Consider the following 17,406-nt stretch of genomic DNA (forward strand, 5'->3'; position numbering starts at 1 on the left):
GGCTACTCGCGCTCGTCACTGAAACCGCGGGGCGACGTCCCGTCCGAGGCGCTCAATACACGCGCGCATGACGTCGGTCCCGATCCCGGGGTGATACGTGCGGAGGATGAAATGGACGTCGTCACCGAGCGCCACTCGATACCGTTCGAGTTCCTCAGTGACCTGCTCGGGGGTGCCGTAGATGGCTCGATCTTTCAGCTTAGATCGGCGTTCGGCCGGGAGCTGTGAGACGGGGTCGCCCGAGAAGATCTCGGCGTACCGGCGATGGAGGTAGAGATAACCGTCTTTCATCCGCTCCCACACCGTCGCTTTGTCGTCGGCCGGATCGCCGACAAACCCGTGTTGGAGCACGTAGATCGTGAATTCACCATCGATGTCTTCTTTCTCACGGACCTCTCGGATGTCATCCACCCGCGTTTGTACCTGTTCGAGTGAGAGCGCGGACGGCGCACACCACGCGTCACCGATCCGAGCCGCCCTACGGACGGCAGGTTTCGATCCTCCGCCCAGCATGATCGGGATCTCCCTATCCGGTTTTGGCGTGACGGTCACGTCAGGCGCAACGTCGTGAAACTTCGACTCGTAGTCGATCGGGCCGTCTGACCACGACGAACGTATCACCTGCATCGCGTCGGTCAGCCGGTCGACGCGCTCGTCTGCCGACACGCCGAACGCCTCGAATTCTCTGGGGTTCGAACCGATCGCCAACCCGAGCGTGAGCCGACCATCGGCGAGCAGATCGACCGTAGCGGCGTCCTCGGCCAGCCGAACGGGGTCGTACAACGGCGCGAGTGCGACACACGAGCCGATTTCGACGGTCTCCGTGACCGTGGCCAGTGCTCCGAGCGCGGGCATCGTCGCCGAAAGATAGCCGTCTGATTCGAAGTGGTGTTCTGATACCCACGCGCTCGCAAGATCGGCGTCGTCGATCGCGCGGCCCAGCTCCAACATCTCCTCGTAGATCTCACTCATCGATCGGTCGTCGTCGGATCGGCGTTGACAGGTGAACAGTCCGGTTCCGATCTCCATACCACTCATCTGACACCGAGACGAATCAAACCCGGGGGCGTTACATCTCTTTTTCGACGTGTTCGAACTCCGGTTCGATCACGTCGCGCTCGAAATAGAGCAATTCGACGGCGACCACGCCGATCACGAGGAGCATCACCAACACGAACGTGGGAAACTCGCTGGTGTACAGGTGATAGAGAAGAGCGATGGCGGCCGACGTTGATCCCACCATCCCGACCGCGGGAACGAGCGTCGTCATCATCGAATCGCGTCGTGTCACTGCTAGCGCACTGGTCGCCCCGAAGATCGTGATGAACGCGAGCGACGCGAAGGAGCTGATCGCGTTCAGCGTCCCAAGGCTGGTCAACGCAGCCGTGAACGCGCCGAGAACGAGCAACGGGCGTATCGGCTCACTGTTGTCGATGCTCGACAGTCTGTTTGGCAGAAAGTCGTCCCTCACCATCTTTTTCGACAGTCGCGCGGCACTGAACAGCGTGGCATTGAGCGCGCTGGCGGTGGAAAACAGCGCCGCGAGCGAAATCACCACGAAACCTGTCACACCGAAAAACGGCTCGGCAGCGATCGCCAACGCCGTATCGGCATGGCGTTTGATCATCAATGCGGACAGGAGATTCGTGGTCACGACCCCGACGAGCACGTACAACACCGTGGCAGCGACGATCGAGACGTATACACCTCTGGGGACGGTTCGCTCCGGGTTTCGGATGCTGTCCTGATCGTAGAACAACAGCTCCCACCCCTCGAAAGCGACGAACGCGACGCCGGCTCCGATCACCGGTCCGATCCCCAGATGAGCGAACCCCGTCGTCAACTGGCCGTGGGTCCCCGCGTAATAGACGCCGGCGATGCCGAACACGAGCAACACGAGAAGTTTCAGTCCTACGAGCACGTCTTCGAGCCGGCCGGTGGTGTGCGCCCCCACCGTGTTCAATCCGACGAACGCCGCGACGACGAGAAAAGAGACCACCGATCGGATCGGGATTCCCGCCCATGTAGTGAGATTGAAAAGCGAGCTGAAGTAGCCCCCGAACGCGAACGCATACAGCGCCATCGTTCCGATGTATCCGATGATGGATGTCCATCCGAGCATTCCCGCCAGCGTCGTCCGTCCCGTGAGCCGGTTGGTGTAAGTCATCGGACCGCCGCGGCCGTCGATCAGGCGGTTCAGTCGGACGAACGAATACCCACTACAGAGGGCGATCACTCCGGCCACGACGAACGCGAGCCACGTCAGCGTATCCGCGGCCGCCGCAACGATGCCAAGCGCAGCAAAGATTCCCCCACCGACCATTCCTCCGATGGCCATAGACACCGTCTCTCCAAAGCCGACCTTCTCGTCTGCCATCCCGTATCTATCGGTCGGGTTCCGCCTTGTACGTTGGGTGGTCACACGAGGCTTCCGACATGGATGTGCGACGAGTAGGTCACTCCTCGCGGAGATCCATCACTTCGTACCCGATGTTCCCCTCGCGGAGCTGGTCCGTATGCGTCGACAGTTCGTCCGTCGATGCGAGCAACAGCACCGACTGGCCTTTCGTTGCGGCTTCCTCGACGGCCGCTTCGGTACCAAACCGGATGTCCGGATCGATACTGGCACGGTGGACCGTGGCGAGAGCTTCGGTGCCCGCAACGGCGACGAGATCGTGCTCGTCTTCGATCGGGTGGATCGCGTCCGGATCCACCGCCATGCTCCCACCGTTTTGCACCGTCGGTACCGCTACGATCGTCACCGTTCCGAGATCGTAATCGAGAACGCCCTCGAAGTTCGTGACGCCAACGTCCTGTTCCGGATCGGCCTCCGTCACTGCAACCGCAGTTGCACCCCCGATATCCCCCGCCACCGCTCGCAACACACCGTCCTGCATTGTGAGCGTCACGGTCTCACCCTCGCTGATTTCCGTCCTCGCAAGCGCTGTTTCGATGTCGACCTGCCCGATGACGTCCTCCGAGACGTGCTGGACGAATCCGCGCAACTCGTCGGTCTGGGTGATGAGCCAATCGACACCCTCTTTGGTGATCTCATACCGACCACGTCCCTGCTTGTTGACGTATCCCTGTTCGATTAGATCCCGAAGATAGTCACTCACTGCCTGCGCCGTGATTCCGATCGCATCCGCGATCTCCTGTTGGCTTACTGCTGGTTGGTGCTCTGCGACCTGTACCAGGATCTGATATCGGGTGGCGTTCCGTTTGCTCTGGAGAACGCCGGAATCATCCGTCCCCACAACGTCCTTCGGCATTAGTGGTTCTCAGCACCGATAGCTCAAGTATTTTTGCTTTAACAACGTCGAATTTGACTTCAGCGGGCATGTTTGGCGTTATAACCAAACTCGATTGTATTACTACAACCAAAATTGTTTTACGTACCACGTGAGTTGTAGATGCTGATGTCGCGCGTATCGCTCCCACACGACGCGAAGGCGGGGCCGACCAAGGCGGAGGTTCGGGCCGTGCTGTTGAGCAAACTCGATCTTGCGGCGACCGACCATTTCGTGGAGGTCGGTTCGTGTACTGGTGCCGTTACCATCGAGGCGGCACGCCGCGCTGGACGAGTCACCGCACTCGAACGCAAGCCCGACCGGTTGGCGGTGACGCGGAAGAACCTGTCTGCAAACGACGTACGTGGTGATGTTACGCTTCGGGAAGCACAAGCACCGGCAGGATTACCGGAGGACGGGGATGCGTTGTTCATCGGCGGCAGCCGCAACTACGAGTCGGTGCTCGATCACGCGGTCGAAACCGGGATCGACCGGATCGTGATGAACGTCTCCCGTCTCGAGATCGCGGGTGAAGCTGTTCAAGCGTTCCGCGAGCGAGGGTTGATCGAGGAGATCGTTCAGTTTCAGGTGAGCCACGGCTACGAGCTGGCCGGTGCGACGAGTTTCGACTCGGACAACCCGGTGTACATGGTGGTTGGCGCGACTGACGAACCGGACACCAGAGGTGGCCGATGACGCTGTACGGCATCGGGTTGGGTCCGGGGCGTGCGGATCTCGTGACCGTACGCGGCAAGCAGACACTCCAGCGGGCCGACGTGGTGTACACGCCCGGTCGACTCTCCCGATCGGTCGCTTCCGAACACGTACCCGACACGCGGATTTCGGATCTCTCTTTCCCGATGACCCACGACGCGGACGAACTCCGAACGGCGTGGAAGGCGGCTGCCGGGGAGATCGCCCCGCGTGCACGCGAGGGCTGTACGGCGTTCGTAACGCTTGGTGATCCCAACGTGTATTCGACGTTCGGCCATCTCCGGCGGACGCTCGAGGCGTTTCACTCGGTCGAGATCGAGATCGTGCCCGGTGTGAGCGCCGTCACGGCGTTTACGACGGCGCTCGGGATCGAGATCACGGCTGGTTCGAGCCTCGCGCTGCGGGAGGCAGCCGGTGGTGTGGCTCCGACAGGCCCCGACCGGATGATCCTGTTCAAAGTCACCGACGTACCGTCGACCCACGAGGGACTCATCGAGAGCGGCTACGACGTCGTGTACGGTCGTCGGCTGTTCATGGAATCGGGTGAGACCGTCGTCACTGACGACCCCCAAGCCGTCGCCGATCGTGATTACTACACACTCGCCTACGCCGAAAAACGCGGGATCGACGACGACCCACCGACTGCGGCGTTCGAGGGGACTGACACACGAGCCACCGATCTCGGTGGAGGCAACCACGATGAGTGATCCGCAAACAGCCATCGATGCGGCCGCCACGGCCGAGCGCGATTCCCGCATTCACGAACGGACTGCTGGCGAGCGCCAGGAAGGCATTCCGTTCATCGGGGCCGGACCGGGTGATCCAGGACTGCTCACAGTCACGGGAAAAGAGCTGGTTGAAGCCGCCGATCTCGTGGTGCACGCGGGGTCGTTGGTCAACAGCGAACTCCTCACCACCTACTGCGCAGATGCCGAACAGGTGTCGAGCATCGGAAAGGATCTGGAGGAACTCGTGCCGCTAATGGTTGATGCCTACGAGGCCGGCCGATCGGTCGTTCGACTCCACAGCGGCGATCCCGCCGTCTACGGAGCGGCGCTCGAACAGATGGATGCCCTCGAACACGAAGGCGTTCCGACGTATCTCGTGCCGGGGGTGACGGCGGCGTTTGCGGCCAGTGCGAGCCTCCGGACCCAACTCACACTCAACGGTGTGGCGAATCACGTCGCGTTCACCCGACCGCAGGGGACAACGCTCGATCCGGATGACGACCACATCGGCGAGTTCGTCGGGATGGGTGACGTGACGACCTGCATCTATCTCGGGACGCACGCGATCGGCGATACGATGGACCGACTTCTCGAGGCAGGCCACGACCCCGAAACGCCGGTTGCAGTCGTCTATCACGCATCCTGGCCCGACGAGGACATCATCGAGGGAACCATCGCTACCATCGGTGACCGGATGGAAGCGGCCGGTTATCGCGCCTCTGCGCTCGTCATCATCGGTGACGCAGCGCAGAAAGTGGGATACGAACGCTCGTATCTGTACGGCGAATGGGCCAACCGCACCACCGCAGAAGAAGAGACTAGTGACTGACACACGGACGAGAACGATCACTATGGGTATGTATGAGTTCGAACGATAACACGGAATCGAATGGATCGAGCCACTGTTCGACGCCGGATTCGGACGGCGAGGTGGCCGAAGAGATCGCTATCATCAGCTTCGAGCGCAAGCTCGACACCGCCCGTACGATCGAGGCGGAGATCGAAGACGCCTACGATCGAGTTGACGTTATCGAATACCACGGCGAGGTGTTCGCCGAACAGTGGGACGAATACGACTGTTTCGTCGGGTTGATGGCCTCGGGGATTGCGTTGCGCAAGGCCGCACCGCTGCTTGCGGACAAGTGGGACGATCCGGCCATTGTGGTCGTCGACGAACAGCTCACGTGGGCGATCCCGCTCACGGGCGGCCACCACGGCGCGAATCAAGTCGCCAACGATCTCGCGCAGTTAGGCGCGGTGCCGGCGATGACAACCGCGAGCGAGGCTGCCGGCAAGCAAGGCGTCGAGAGCAAGGCCAAAGCCCTGGATGCACACGTCGTTAACGGTGATTCGACGGTCGCAACGAATCTCGCCGTTCTGAACGACGAACTCGGACCGGTCGCCCGACTCGACGGTCCTCGTGCCGTCCTCGTTGATGACGACGTGACGGTGCTCAAACCGAACAAAGACGGCGTGGTTCTTGGCACCGGCACCGTTTCCGGCGTCCGAAAAGAGCAGGTACTCACCGCGTGGGAGACCGCACTGTCAACGTTGGAGCTAGGGTTCGAAGACGTCGAATTCGTCGCTACCGCCACCCGGAAAGAAGAGGAAACCGGGTTGTACGAGGCGGCCCAGGAGGTCGATGTTGGGATCGTGCTCTTCGGGAAGGAGACGCTCACAGAGTTCGAAGGTCCGAGTCCCTCCCGATCGAAAGAGCTCATCGGTTGGCCCGGTATCGCAGAGGCGTCGGCCATCGCTGGCGGGCGCAACCACGAACTCCTCAAGGAGAAAGCCCGCTTCGACGATGCAGTGACGGTTGCGGTGGGACGGTGAGAAAGCATGACTGACGTTGAATCCTCCGATAGCGACCGCGGCCGACTGTACGTCGTTGGGATCGGACCCGGACTCCCCGACACGATGACCCAACGCGCTCAGGAGGTGATTTCGAGCGCCGACTGTGTCATCGCATCGAACCTCTATCAGGCGTTTCTCCGGGAAGATGGGACGTTACCAGCCACAGAGTCAGCGACCGATTCGGGCGAGGGGACGGTCGTCGTTCGGTCTGACGGCACGCGCCAAACGATCGTCCGTTCTTCGATGGGTCGGCAGGTCGAACTCGCTCGGGAAGCGTTCGAGCGAGTGCGTGACGGTCAGACCGTCGCTCACGTGTCGGGTGGTGACCCGAACGTGTACGGAAAAAGTGATCTCATCTATCTGATGGCCGAAGAAGAGGATGCCTACGACGTTCCGATCACTGTAATTCCGGGTGTGACGGCTGCTCTTGGTGGTGCAGCGAATCTCGGTGCGCCGCTCAGTAACGATTTCTGTACAGTTTCCTTGTCTGATAAGTGGCGAGGGTGGGACGAGATCGAAGAAAAGCTGCGCGCGGCTGCGATCAGCGGATTTGTCATTGTGCTGTACAACTGCTGGCGCAACTACCAGCGCGCGATCGGGATCCTCAGAGAGGAGCGCGCCGACCACGTTCCGGTCGGTATCTTCAACGACGCCGGTCGCGGTGCCGCCGGTCGAAACGTCGACGGTGAGACCCACACCATCACGACGCTTGGGGCGGCCACCGACCACGACGAGGAGGTCGGGGGCATGGGAACGTCGATCCTCGTCGGCACTGATGAAACCACGGTTTGGGAGAACGACCATCGAACACACCTCTACACCCCGCGCGGCGGGCGTGACGTGGAGGACTTCTAACAACTATGAGTAGCGACAACACCGACACGAGCACAGACCAACGAACGTGTGGCGGTTCGACATCAGAATCGGAGGCAACATCGGAATCGGCGTGTGGCGGCTCGAAGCGGACGGCGACCGACGAGCGGGTCGGATCGTCCGTCGAAGCGTTCGACGCCGATCCCGGTCGGCTGCTCGCGGTGGGACTCGGTCCCGGACAGCCCGAGGGGATGACCCAGCGCGCCCGCGCTACCCTCCTGGACGCCGAGCACATCGTCGGGTATACGACGTACATCGATCTCCTTCCCGAAGAGATCACGAAATCGGCCGACGAGCTGTACGACACGCCGATGTGTGGGGAAGTATCCCGCACGGAGGAGGCGGTCGATCGCGCGCTCGCAGGCAACGATGTCACTATCATCGGGAGCGGCGACCCGAACGTGTACGCGCTCGCGGGGCTGGCCCTAGAGATCCTCGAATCGAAAGGTGCGACCGCAAGCATGGTCGACTTCGAGGTCGTGCCGGGCGTGCCCGCAGCCCAATCCTGTGGTGCGCGCGTGGGTGCGCCGTTGGTGAACGACAGCGTCAGCATCTCGCTGTCGGATCACCTGACGCCGATGGAAACGATCGAGTCACGGCTTCACGCCGTCGCAGCCGAAGGGTTCACGATCGCCATCTACAACCCGTGGAGTCGCAAGCGTCGAGAGAACTTCGTGCGGTGCTGTGAGATCCTCACCGAACACCGCGATCCGGAGACGCCCGTGGGAATCGTTCACGGCGCAGGCCGCGAGGACGAACGAACGGAGATCGTCGAACTGGCGGAACTAGAAGCACTCGGCGAAACGGAACTTATCGACATGACGACGACCATCATCGTCGGCAACGAGGAGACGTACGTCTGGGACGACCGCATGGTGACCCCGCGGGGGTATGAATCCAAATATGAGTACTGAGTACTGCGTTCGGATCGATCGGACCGCCTGTGAGGGTATCTTCGCGTGTCTCGTCCGTGACGATCGGTTCGAGGAAGCTCCGGACGGACTGGTGACGATCGACGGTCCCCGAGACGCCGATGAGGCGGGTAAGATGAGTATCAGCTTTAACGACGACCGTCTTGAGGACGCCCGCCTTGCGGCTCGTGCGTGTCCAGTCGACGCCATCGACGTGGCGGTGATCGACGATGCGTGATCGGGATTCGGACAGAACGCCGTTGACGGACCGACATCTCACATCGACGCCGGAGACGGCGTACTTCTGGGGTCGGGTCGCCGGCGACGGCACGGTCACGACCGATCGGGTAACTGTGCGCGTCGGCGACGAAACTGCACTCGACGCGGTGGCCGGGATCGTCGGCGCTGATGCCAGGGAGCACACCGAACACACGGTCGCAGCCCACGAATCAGCCCACGATGCGACCGTCGTTCGCTACGAAGAGGCGTACGAACTCCGGATACCGGTGTCACCGTCGTTCGCCCAGCGCGCCACTGACGTGGGCGTGGTGACCGGAACCGATGCGCCCGAGAATCGTCGGTTCGATGGCTTCGACGACCACCGCCAACAGCTGGTGCGGGGACTGCTCGAAGCCTGTGGTACCGTCTGTTTTCGTGAATCCTCTGCGTCGGTCGGCATCTCGTTCGTTCACGACGATGCACGGCTGCTCGAAGCGCTTCGGTCGCTGCTCGGCGACGCGGCTCCCGAGATTCCTACCGCAGAGCTGTCCGAAAGTTCCTCGGGTGGCTACTGGTTCGGACTTGCATCCGACGCCGACCCCGCGGCGTTCGCGCGATGGGTGTACGCCGGAAGCGACGACTCGGAGCTGTACGCGGCCGATAGACGCCGAAAGCTCCGGCGGAGCGTCGAACGCGCGATGGGTGGTGGTGTGGACTCACTTTCGTTCTCGGAACGATGACGACGGAGACGCCCCCATCCACGGCCGCGATCGAGGACGAAGCCGTGTTGCTGATCGGTCACGGATCGCGACGGGAGAGATCGAACGAACAGGTTCGAACCCTTGCTGCCGAGTTGGAACGGCGACTCGGGATTCCGGTCGATGCGGGGTTTCTCGAACTCGCGGAACCGTCGATCTCCGAGGCGATCGCGGGACTGGCTCCTGCGGTGTCGACGATCACGGTGGTACAGCTCTCTCTGTTCGCAGCGAGCCACGTCAAAGCTGACGTGCCGTTGGCGATCGAACAGGCTCGCGCCAAGCATTCCGACATGACCATCCACACCGGCAGCCATCTCGGCATCCATCCAGCAATCGTCGATCTGCTCGAAGAGCGGGCCAGCGCCGTCGAGCGTCGGCTCGGCGTCGAGCGCGACACCGATGCCGTCACCGTCGTGCTCTGTGCTCGGGGATCCAGCGATCCGGATGCCAACGGCGACGCTCAAAAGCTGGCGCGCCTCCTGTATGAGGGGCGCGCGTTCGATCGGGTCGAGACCTGTTTCGTTGGCGTGACCGAACCAGAGCTCACCGATGCGCTTCATGCGACAGTGAAACACCGTCCTGACGCCGTCGTCGTACTCCCGTACATGCTCGGTGACGGCGTGCTCACGCAACGTGTTCGAGATCGAACCGCCGACTTCGACGAGGAGTATCCGTACGTCACCGTCGGCGCGGGTGGCCCGTTGGGTACTGATTCTCGCCTGTTGGACGTGCTCGGCGATCGGTGGCAGGAGGCGCGCACCGACAGCGTCCAGATGTCCTGTGATACGTGTAAGTATAAGGTCGAACTCGATGGCTACACCGAAGACGTTGGTGGTGCAAGAGCGATGCTCCGGGCGCTCACCCACCAGGCCGAACACGCTGACCGCGACGACATCGATGACCAACCCCACGCCCACGACGCTCCAGAGAAACACGTTGCAGTCTGTACGAACCAGACGTGCGCTGCCGACGGCGCACCCGCCGTCTTGGAACGGTTGCGCCAGCACGCCCGCGATTCCGAGGCGTGTGATACACTCATCACTCGCTCGTCGTGTCTCGGTCGGTGTGGCGAGGGTCCGATGGTGGCCGTCTACCCTGACGGCATCTGGTACGGCGGCGTCGAGAGAGCGGATGCCGAACGCATCGTTTCGTCCCATCTCGATCGGGATCGTATCGTTTCGGAACTCGTCGATCAAACCCTCACATCATGAGCTGTTATGAAATCGAAGCGTTACGACTCGGATTGATGAACGTCCTCGGAACCGAAGACGAGAGCGCGCGCCAACACGCTGAGCGCGAACTCGATGGCCGTATGGACGGTCCAATCGGGGCGCTCGCTACCGCTGAAACGCTCGCGGAGATCGAACGACACCTCGATTCAGCACTCGTGAATCTTGAAAGCGAGATCGCTACCACCGACGCCGACGATCCGTCCTACGGCTATCTCCGGGGGCGGCTGGTGGCTGTTCGAGACGCAGAGCAGACGGTCGCTCGCATGACTGATCATGGGGAAAACGTGCTCGACGGATTGGGTGATGCCCACGACCTTCTCCACGAAGCTTTTCCGATCGATGAGTGACGCGTGGCGAACCGTCGATATCGACGGCGATATCGACCCCGCACGATCGCGCCAGATGGGGCGGCGCTCGGCCGTCACCCTGACTGACGAGTACGTCGTGGTCGGAACTGCTATGGGTGCCGTCGTCGCCTCCGACCGGCGGACGCTCGGCGAATGCTGGCGGGTCGAGCCGGACTCCGAGGCGGCGGTTGTGTCGATCACATCGCTTGCGGACAGCGTAGTCATCGGGGAGCGCGGAGCGGCCGGTGCCATCCGTGCGTACGATCTCGATTCAGGAACCGTCCGCTGGCGATACGCGACGGCCACCGACGTGGGAGCACCGAAACAGCGAACGCGGTTTTTCCTCCCGTTCGTCGTGGATTTCGCCGTCGATGATGATCGTGTGTACGCCGCAGCCCGGCGGTATGAGCGCGATGGTGATCGACGATCGTTTTCGAGCGTCGTCTACGCGTTCGATGCGGATGGCACGATCGCATGGACCTACGAAACGGACGCTTCGCCCATCAGCGTGGCCGTTCGAGACGGCCGAGTGGCCGTGGCGTACAACCGGTGTCCCGGCGAGCACCACCACGGGCTAGTCGTACTTGACACCGAAGATGGTACGATCCGGTACCGGTGGGATCCGCCGGCAGACGGCCAGCGACGGGTGGGTGACGTGTCGCTGCTCGATACCGGGGCAGTGGTCACGAGCCACGCCGACTACCGTGGATACCGGATCGGTCCCGGTGGCACGGAGTGGCGGATCGATCTCGCCACTGCGCGGGAGATCGACGGAGAGACGGTGTACGCGTACCCGAACCACGTTCACGCGACCGACGACGGCGCGGTGTTCGTCACCGGCAACACGTATCCAGAAGAGGGCCGAGAAACGGCCGTACTCCACCCCGACGAACAGACGGCAGTCGGCGTCTCGCCCGAAGGCATCCGCGAGTGGTCGACGTCGGTCGGCGGCTTTGCGGCCGAACTCGCCACCGCCGCTGACACGGTGGTGGTTCCGAGCGCACAGCAGTTCCGGACGCGGGATCCCGGTGTCCACGGTCTGAGCGCGTTCGATGTGGCAACGGGCACGATAACCAGCCACCAAACCGCGGGCATTGCCACCGCTGTCGCGCTTGAGGGGGAGACGGTTGCAGCCGTCGAGGAACCCGTGGTGTATCACGATGAGGGTCGACGGCGGGGTGCGTATCGGTTGCTCGTCGGCTCGCTCTGAACGTGGCCCACTCGCCCGCTCGATCCATCAGGACCGTTCGACCGCTGGTTCGCTCGTTTGTGGCCGTGCTGTCGCGCCGTGAACGAATTCAGATGAAACACAATCTAGACAGTAGTGGTTCGTTCCTTCCGAACGGGTGTACACCGGAACGCCAGCGACGACGAACTCCTCACGATACCGACGGATCACGCCCTTCGTCGTTTGTGTATCACACTCGGCACACCGTTCCGATCGGCCTTCGTTCGGATACAGAACACGCCGGTCGACGCTCCGTACGCTGCCGAACTCCGTAAGTGCGTACTCCTTGGTCAGCTGCGGACCGAATCGGGGATGAATAAATGCACTTGTCAGAAAGAAACACAGAGTGGCGAAAAACAAGCTGATAGCAGTCCCGTCCAACTGCCCAAGTGACTGTACCGCGCCGCTGAATACGATTCCACCGAACACCACCAGCGTCCACGCGACGATGCTCCGGAGATCAGACACAGTAGCCGCGAGCGCCTCCCAGTTTGACGGCCGTTTCGACATGCTGCTACTAGCTATTCACAACGTGAAACTTTGTAACTTGTGACGAACGGGAAGGGTTTTCGAGCACGCTATCGTGGACGGACTTGGGAGTGGTCGGTTTCAGCGTCGGACAGTGTCGCTTGTTCCTCGACAGATTTACTCGGCGGCTCCCGTTCATGGGTCGAGTTCGTCAGCTCCGACGTGGCACAGTCCGGGCAGTAGTGGTTCGTTCCCTCCGAACGGGTGTACACCGGAACGCCAGCGACGACGAACTCCTCACGATAGCGACGAACCAACCCTTCGGTCATCCGTGTCCTACATCGCACACACCGTTCGGACTGACCTTCAGTCGCGCACAGAACGCGCCGATCGACGCTCCGTACCCTCCCGAACCGTGTGAGGGAATGACGACGGTTCAGCCGCCGACGGAACCGGGGGTTTACGAGCGTGCCGAACACGATGAAACACACGGAGAGCAGAAACACGACGGCGGCAATACCGATGCTACGTGGATCCTGGGTCACACCGCCGACTGCACCGACGATTCCAGCTACACCCAGCCCCACCAGCATCCACCCAGCAATCCCGTACATCAGATCGGAAACGGTGTCCGCGAGCGCGATCACATTGGAGGACTTTTTCGACATTCTTCCACCCACTCGTCTTTGATGGTCGGTATCCCAATATCGTTTGCTCATCCGACGATCAGTCCGATCAGTCGGCGATCAGCATGCGAACGGTGTGATCACCGACGAACCGAGGAACTCGAGCCGTGTACTGTTCGTAGGCCTCGCCGTACGCCGCGCGCAAATGCGGTTCTTCGGCGCGGGGCAGCAGTACCACCCAGCCGATGTGGGCCGCCGCGAGCACGGCTACCCACACAGAATTGACGAGCAATGCGGCTCCGACGATCCCGACGATCATCCCGACGTACTGAGGATTTCTACTGTACGCGTACGGCCCCCCTGTGTACAGCTCCCCGGTCACGCCTGTCATTTCCGCCGATCGCATCACGCTCGCGCTCCGGAGGAAGACTGCCGTGCCGACGACGGCGAGCACCACGCCCGCGAAGAGCGTTCCGGGGCGAGGCAGTAGCCACGCGTTCCAGTCCAACACGGCGACGGTCACCAACGAGCCGTTGAACAGCCAGACGAGCGTCCAATGAAGGTAGTACGCCCGTGTTTTCTCGCCGGGCGGCCACAGCTGGCGGTCGGTCGTGAGCGTTACCAACAGGATGGCAAAAATCCCGGCGGATGCGACTAGTCCGACGGCAAAGGCTGCCACCGTGGTGTTCAGCGCAATCATCACCGCTTCGACGTTCGTGGCGGATGGCCAAGACGCTACAGCCGGACGCATGAGGTGGTTTATTCGATCGTGGCTCCGGACTCGTCTGTCGATCCAATCCCCAGCCGCGACGCATCAGGTCCAAACTCCTCATGAAGCAGATCGGGCACGTCGTCGGGGCGAACGTCCGAGTACCACCGGTTGCGTGGATGGATCACGATCGCCGTCCCCCCGTCGCTACACAGCCCGAGACAGCTCGTTCGGGCAACGTGGACGTGCGACCAGAACACGCCGCGATCGCGCAACCAGCCTTTGACCATCTCGTACACGTCGCTCGCGCCAGCATCGGCACAACAGGCGTACTCCGACTCCCGGTCGTTCGTGCAAACTAACACGTGATCGGTGAACCCGTTCTCCAGAACGTCCGCTGTCCGGTCGTTCATGGCTCGACGGTCATCGACGGCGCGTCGATCGGGTCGGTCTCCGGCTCAGGGGTCGATCGGTCGCGTCGAACCAACCATGCATGGACAGTAGCGAGGACGAACCAGAACCCGACCTGTCCCATCGCAGTGATCGCCCGTATCACCGTCGCCAAGTCGGCTGGGATCGGTCCCGTGACCGAATTCGTCGGCGCAACGACGGTAGCCAGCGGGAGCAGTCCGAACGCCGCGACAGTTCCGAACGCCGCGATCGCCCGGCTCCGATCGGCGAACCGTCGATACACGTGCCCGGCCAGCCCACACGACAGCGCACCCACACCCATCATGAAGGCGTACCACGCGATCCGCACGTCGACCGAGAGCGACTGCTCCACGCCCGGCGGTTGGGGCGGAAACAAAAGCCACGGCGCGCCGGATACAGTGATGAACCCAGCGCCGCCGAGTAGGTAACTGTCGATGTCGACGGAGCCACGACCGGGAAGCACCGGCTCTAAGAGATAGTAGATGACGCCGAACACGACGATCCCGAGCAACACGCCCAACAGAACGCCCCCAACAACGCTAACCACCGCCGTGACGGGTTCCGAAACCGCCGGTGGATGTTCGTGGCTGTGTTCGAACGTCTCGGCGTACCCGATGAGCGGGTTCCCGACCAGCGCGATGAACAGACCGAGCGCGATGCCGCCGCCTAGCCCCGCCTTTGCCCCCCGAGTGACGTATTCAGTGAACATCGTGCTCAGTGGCAAGTAACCCCGACTGCGTGACGGAAATTGTGCATCGAATCGTGAACCATCGGTTCTTGCACGAACAACAATGCGAACCCGACTGCGACGATCGATGCCATCACCAGCACCAACTGGGTCAGTGTGAATTCGATCCGAACGCGTTCGATCCGTCCGTGAACGGTGTCTGTCGCCATAGTAAACTATACTTGTATAATATCAACCCAGATTGTAAATCTTTCGAGTGTGCTACTCGATCGCTGAGACGGCGGTGTCGACACGTTCGGCCGACAGCGCGTCGAGGGGTACGCGCTCGCCACCGGTCGTTTCAGCGATTGTTTCCGTGAGTCCAGAGCCGTCGCCAGCGTCGACGATGAGCGTGTGGGCACCGGTCTCGGCGAGTCGTGTGGCCGCTGTGCGCGTTTCACTCACTGGACGTTCGCGCGGAACGTTCGCCCGTCCGTCGGTGACCGCTACGACGAGGCTCGCATCCGGATCGGCGCGTTCGAGTAGTTCGCTAGCGGTGTGGAGGCCAGCCGGGAGCGGCGTCCGGTCCCCAGTCGGTAGCTCCTTGAGGTGGCGGGCAGCGAGCGCGACACTGTCGGTCGGCGGGAGCAACACGTCAGCATCCTCGCCCGAAAAGGTGATGAACGCGACTTCATCGCGGTGTTGGTAAGTGTCCTGTAGAAGTTCGAGCATGGTTGCCTTCGCAACAGCCATTGCAGGCCGCATCGACGCGCTAGCGTCTACGACGAACACCACAAGGGCGGCGGTCTCGGACTGACGAATCGAGTGGCGCAGATCCCGCGACGCCACTGACTGAGCACCCCGGGACGCGGCGGCTCGGACGGACGCGGCGGCGTCAAGCTGACGATCGGTCGATGCCGCTCGTCTCGTCCGAACCCGACTTCCTGCTCCATCGACGCGCGGAGAAATACGGACGTGATCACCATCCACTGAGTCGACCTCATCGGACACGGCGGGAACGGACGGATCGGGTGCGTTGGCGGCACCGATGTCGGCTCGGTCCTGACCGGGAATGATCGGGGTGGCTTCATCGCCCTCGTCCGTTCGACCTTCATCACCCTCGTCCGTTCGATCTCCATCAGTTCCCTCGTGCGGATCCGCTGATCGATCACTGTCGGAGAGGTCGTCTGAACGCGCCTTCGTCGGTGATGGAGCAGTCGGTTCTCCGTCGTCCGATTCGCTGTCCATCGTTCCGTCTGCCTCGGCATCGGTCTCGGGACTGTCCTCGCTCGGTTCGGTTTCACGATCTTCCGGTTCGGTTCCCTCGTCGAACTGCTCCTGGATGACATCTTCGATGTCTTGAGCGTCCTCAAACGGTCGAGACCGCAGGCGATGCGGTAGTGCGAACGACACAGCACGCTGAACGTCCGACTCGGTTACTGTCGTCCGATCATCGAGCGCAGCGAACGTCATGGCAGCGTGTGCCGTGGCGATGTCTCCTCGATGCCCTTCGACGCCCGATTCCCGACAACATTCGGCGATCGTTTCTGCGATCGGTCGGGGTAATGAGACGTCTCGAAAGCGGTCGCGGGCGGTACGCACACGGTCCCGAACCGTCGTCGTGTTGAGCGCCGATCTCTCCTCCTTGTCCGTCTGTCCGATCGCCTGGTTGATGATCGTGACTCGCTGATCGAGATCGTCACACGCTGTCACGGTTGCTTGGAGCGCAAATCGGTCGCGTAGCTGTGGCCGGAGGTCACCTTCTTCGGGGTTCATCGTGCCGATGAGCGTGAACTCCGCCGGGTGGGTGAGACTCATCCCGTCCCGCTCGACTCGGTTGACACCGCTCGCGGCGACATCGAGCAACACGTCCACTAGATGGTCGTTGAGGAGATTCACCTCGTCAATGTACAGGATACCACGGTTCGCACGAGCGAGCACCCCGGCGTCGAACTCGTAGTCACCCGCGAGCGCGTCCGCCACCGACAGCGTTCCCACGACACGCTCGCGGGTGGCCCCTAACGGAAGCGTCACGAGGGGCACCGACCGCTCGGTCGTCTCCGGATCGGTCCGCTCGCGACAGTCCTCACATTGGCGTTCGGGCACGTCTGGCGGACAGCCGTACGGACAGCCCGTGATCACCGACTGCGAAGGAAGTTGCTCGGACAACGCCCGCACTGTGGTCGATTTTCCCGTTCCCTTTTCCCCACGGATCAACAGCCCGTCCAGTCCGTCGTTCACCACGGTGGCGAGCAGTGCTTCCTTCAACTCCTCCTGACCGACGATCTCGGCGAACGACGGCGCACTTTCCTCGGGCAAAGTTTTTTTATCCGCGCACAAATCAACCATA

General features: G+C 62.1%; 21 protein-coding genes. 11 read left to right on the forward strand and 10 right to left on the reverse strand.

Going from position 1 to position 17,406, the window contains the following annotated elements; translation table 11 throughout:
- Positions 1–15: 15 nt before the first annotated feature.
- The 3 genes from MW046_RS12700 to MW046_RS12710 form a co-directional block, all read right to left on the reverse strand.
- Positions 16–1,029 carry an LLM class flavin-dependent oxidoreductase gene (locus MW046_RS12700; RefSeq protein ID WP_247993473.1) on the reverse strand — a complete coding sequence of 338 codons (1,014 nt, stop codon included), beginning with the start codon at positions 1,027–1,029 and terminating at the stop codon, positions 16–18.
- Positions 1,030–1,069: 40 nt separating this feature from the next.
- Positions 1,070–2,377, reverse strand: coding sequence for an APC family permease (locus MW046_RS12705; protein ID WP_247993474.1), 1,308 nt, complete (start codon positions 2,375–2,377; stop codon positions 1,070–1,072).
- A 79-nt stretch (positions 2,378–2,456) separates the two neighbouring features.
- A complete protein-coding gene (locus MW046_RS12710; RefSeq protein WP_247993475.1) occupies positions 2,457–3,272 on the reverse strand; it encodes a DUF7839 domain-containing protein in 816 nt (271 codons plus the stop codon).
- 147 nt (positions 3,273–3,419) lie between these two features.
- Here MW046_RS12710 and cbiT point away from each other — a divergent pair, with 147 nt between their 5' ends.
- The 11 genes from cbiT to MW046_RS12765 are packed head-to-tail and all read left to right on the forward strand — an operon-like array spanning position 3,420 to position 12,136.
- The gene (gene cbiT, locus MW046_RS12715) at positions 3,420–3,986 is read left to right on the forward strand and encodes a precorrin-6Y C5,15-methyltransferase (decarboxylating) subunit CbiT (RefSeq protein WP_247993476.1); all 567 of its coding nucleotides are present in this window, start codon (positions 3,420–3,422) and stop codon (positions 3,984–3,986) included.
- Positions 3,983–4,711: a cobalt-factor II C(20)-methyltransferase gene (locus MW046_RS12720; protein WP_247993477.1), complete on the forward strand. Its 729-nt coding sequence runs from the start codon at positions 3,983–3,985 to the stop codon at positions 4,709–4,711. Before cbiT ends, MW046_RS12720 begins: the two co-directional genes overlap by 4 nt.
- Positions 4,704–5,561: a cobalt-precorrin-4/precorrin-4 C(11)-methyltransferase gene (locus MW046_RS12725; RefSeq protein WP_247993478.1), complete on the forward strand. Its 858-nt coding sequence runs from the start codon at positions 4,704–4,706 to the stop codon at positions 5,559–5,561. Before MW046_RS12720 ends, MW046_RS12725 begins: the two co-directional genes overlap by 8 nt.
- Before the next feature lie 32 nt (positions 5,562–5,593).
- Positions 5,594–6,565, forward strand: a complete 972-nt coding sequence (gene cbiG / locus MW046_RS12730; protein ID WP_247993479.1) for a cobalt-precorrin 5A hydrolase — start codon at positions 5,594–5,596, stop codon at positions 6,563–6,565.
- A gap of 6 nt (positions 6,566–6,571) precedes the next feature.
- Positions 6,572–7,441, forward strand: coding sequence for a precorrin-3B C(17)-methyltransferase (locus MW046_RS12735; protein WP_247993480.1), 870 nt, complete (start codon positions 6,572–6,574; stop codon positions 7,439–7,441).
- A gap of 5 nt (positions 7,442–7,446) precedes the next feature.
- Complete coding sequence (cobJ, locus tag MW046_RS12740) at positions 7,447–8,373, forward strand: precorrin-3B C(17)-methyltransferase (protein ID WP_247993481.1); 927 nt, start codon at positions 7,447–7,449, stop codon at positions 8,371–8,373.
- Entirely contained in the window at positions 8,363–8,608 is a 246-nt protein-coding gene (locus MW046_RS12745; RefSeq protein ID WP_247993482.1) for a ferredoxin, read from the forward strand. The genes cobJ and MW046_RS12745 overlap by 11 nt, the downstream gene beginning before the upstream one ends.
- Positions 8,601–9,329, forward strand: a complete 729-nt coding sequence (locus tag MW046_RS12750; RefSeq protein WP_247993483.1) for a cobalamin biosynthesis protein — start codon at positions 8,601–8,603, stop codon at positions 9,327–9,329. Before MW046_RS12745 ends, MW046_RS12750 begins: the two co-directional genes overlap by 8 nt.
- The gene (locus tag MW046_RS12755) at positions 9,326–10,558 is read left to right on the forward strand and encodes a CbiX/SirB N-terminal domain-containing protein (RefSeq protein ID WP_247993484.1); all 1,233 of its coding nucleotides are present in this window, start codon (positions 9,326–9,328) and stop codon (positions 10,556–10,558) included. Before MW046_RS12750 ends, MW046_RS12755 begins: the two co-directional genes overlap by 4 nt.
- Positions 10,555–10,926, forward strand: a complete 372-nt coding sequence (locus tag MW046_RS12760) for a DUF3209 family protein (RefSeq protein WP_247993485.1) — start codon at positions 10,555–10,557, stop codon at positions 10,924–10,926. The genes MW046_RS12755 and MW046_RS12760 overlap by 4 nt, the downstream gene beginning before the upstream one ends.
- Positions 10,919–12,136, forward strand: a complete 1,218-nt coding sequence (locus MW046_RS12765) for an outer membrane protein assembly factor BamB family protein (RefSeq protein ID WP_247993486.1) — start codon at positions 10,919–10,921, stop codon at positions 12,134–12,136. The genes MW046_RS12760 and MW046_RS12765 overlap by 8 nt, the downstream gene beginning before the upstream one ends.
- Before the next feature lie 27 nt (positions 12,137–12,163).
- Here MW046_RS12765 and MW046_RS12770 read toward each other — a convergent pair whose 3' ends face one another.
- The 7 genes from MW046_RS12770 to MW046_RS12800 form a co-directional block, all read right to left on the reverse strand.
- Positions 12,164–12,664 (reverse strand): DUF8108 domain-containing protein, encoded by a 501-nt coding sequence (locus MW046_RS12770; RefSeq protein WP_247993487.1) that lies wholly within the window; start codon positions 12,662–12,664, stop codon positions 12,164–12,166.
- 68 nt (positions 12,665–12,732) lie between these two features.
- Positions 12,733–13,290: a DUF8108 domain-containing protein gene (locus MW046_RS12775; RefSeq protein WP_247993488.1), complete on the reverse strand. Its 558-nt coding sequence runs from the start codon at positions 13,288–13,290 to the stop codon at positions 12,733–12,735.
- 67 nt (positions 13,291–13,357) lie between these two features.
- Positions 13,358–13,999, reverse strand: a complete 642-nt coding sequence (locus tag MW046_RS12780; RefSeq protein ID WP_247993489.1) for a methyltransferase family protein — start codon at positions 13,997–13,999, stop codon at positions 13,358–13,360.
- Between the two features lie 8 nt (positions 14,000–14,007).
- A complete protein-coding gene (locus tag MW046_RS12785; RefSeq protein ID WP_247993490.1) occupies positions 14,008–14,370 on the reverse strand; it encodes a (2Fe-2S) ferredoxin domain-containing protein in 363 nt (120 codons plus the stop codon).
- Entirely contained in the window at positions 14,367–15,098 is a 732-nt protein-coding gene (locus MW046_RS12790) for a CbtA family protein (RefSeq protein WP_247993491.1), read from the reverse strand. The genes MW046_RS12785 and MW046_RS12790 overlap by 4 nt, the downstream gene beginning before the upstream one ends.
- Positions 15,099–15,103: 5 nt before the next feature.
- A complete protein-coding gene (locus MW046_RS12795) occupies positions 15,104–15,286 on the reverse strand; it encodes a CbtB domain-containing protein (protein ID WP_247993492.1) in 183 nt (60 codons plus the stop codon).
- Between the two features lie 52 nt (positions 15,287–15,338).
- On the reverse strand, positions 15,339–17,405 hold the full coding sequence (locus tag MW046_RS12800) for a VWA domain-containing protein (RefSeq protein WP_247993493.1): 2,067 nt from the start codon (positions 17,403–17,405) through the stop codon (positions 15,339–15,341).
- Position 17,406: the final 1 nt, after the last annotated feature.

Source organism: Halocatena salina, from assembly GCF_023115355.1.
Classification (GTDB): Archaea; Halobacteriota; Halobacteria; order Halobacteriales; family Haloarculaceae; genus Halocatena; species Halocatena salina.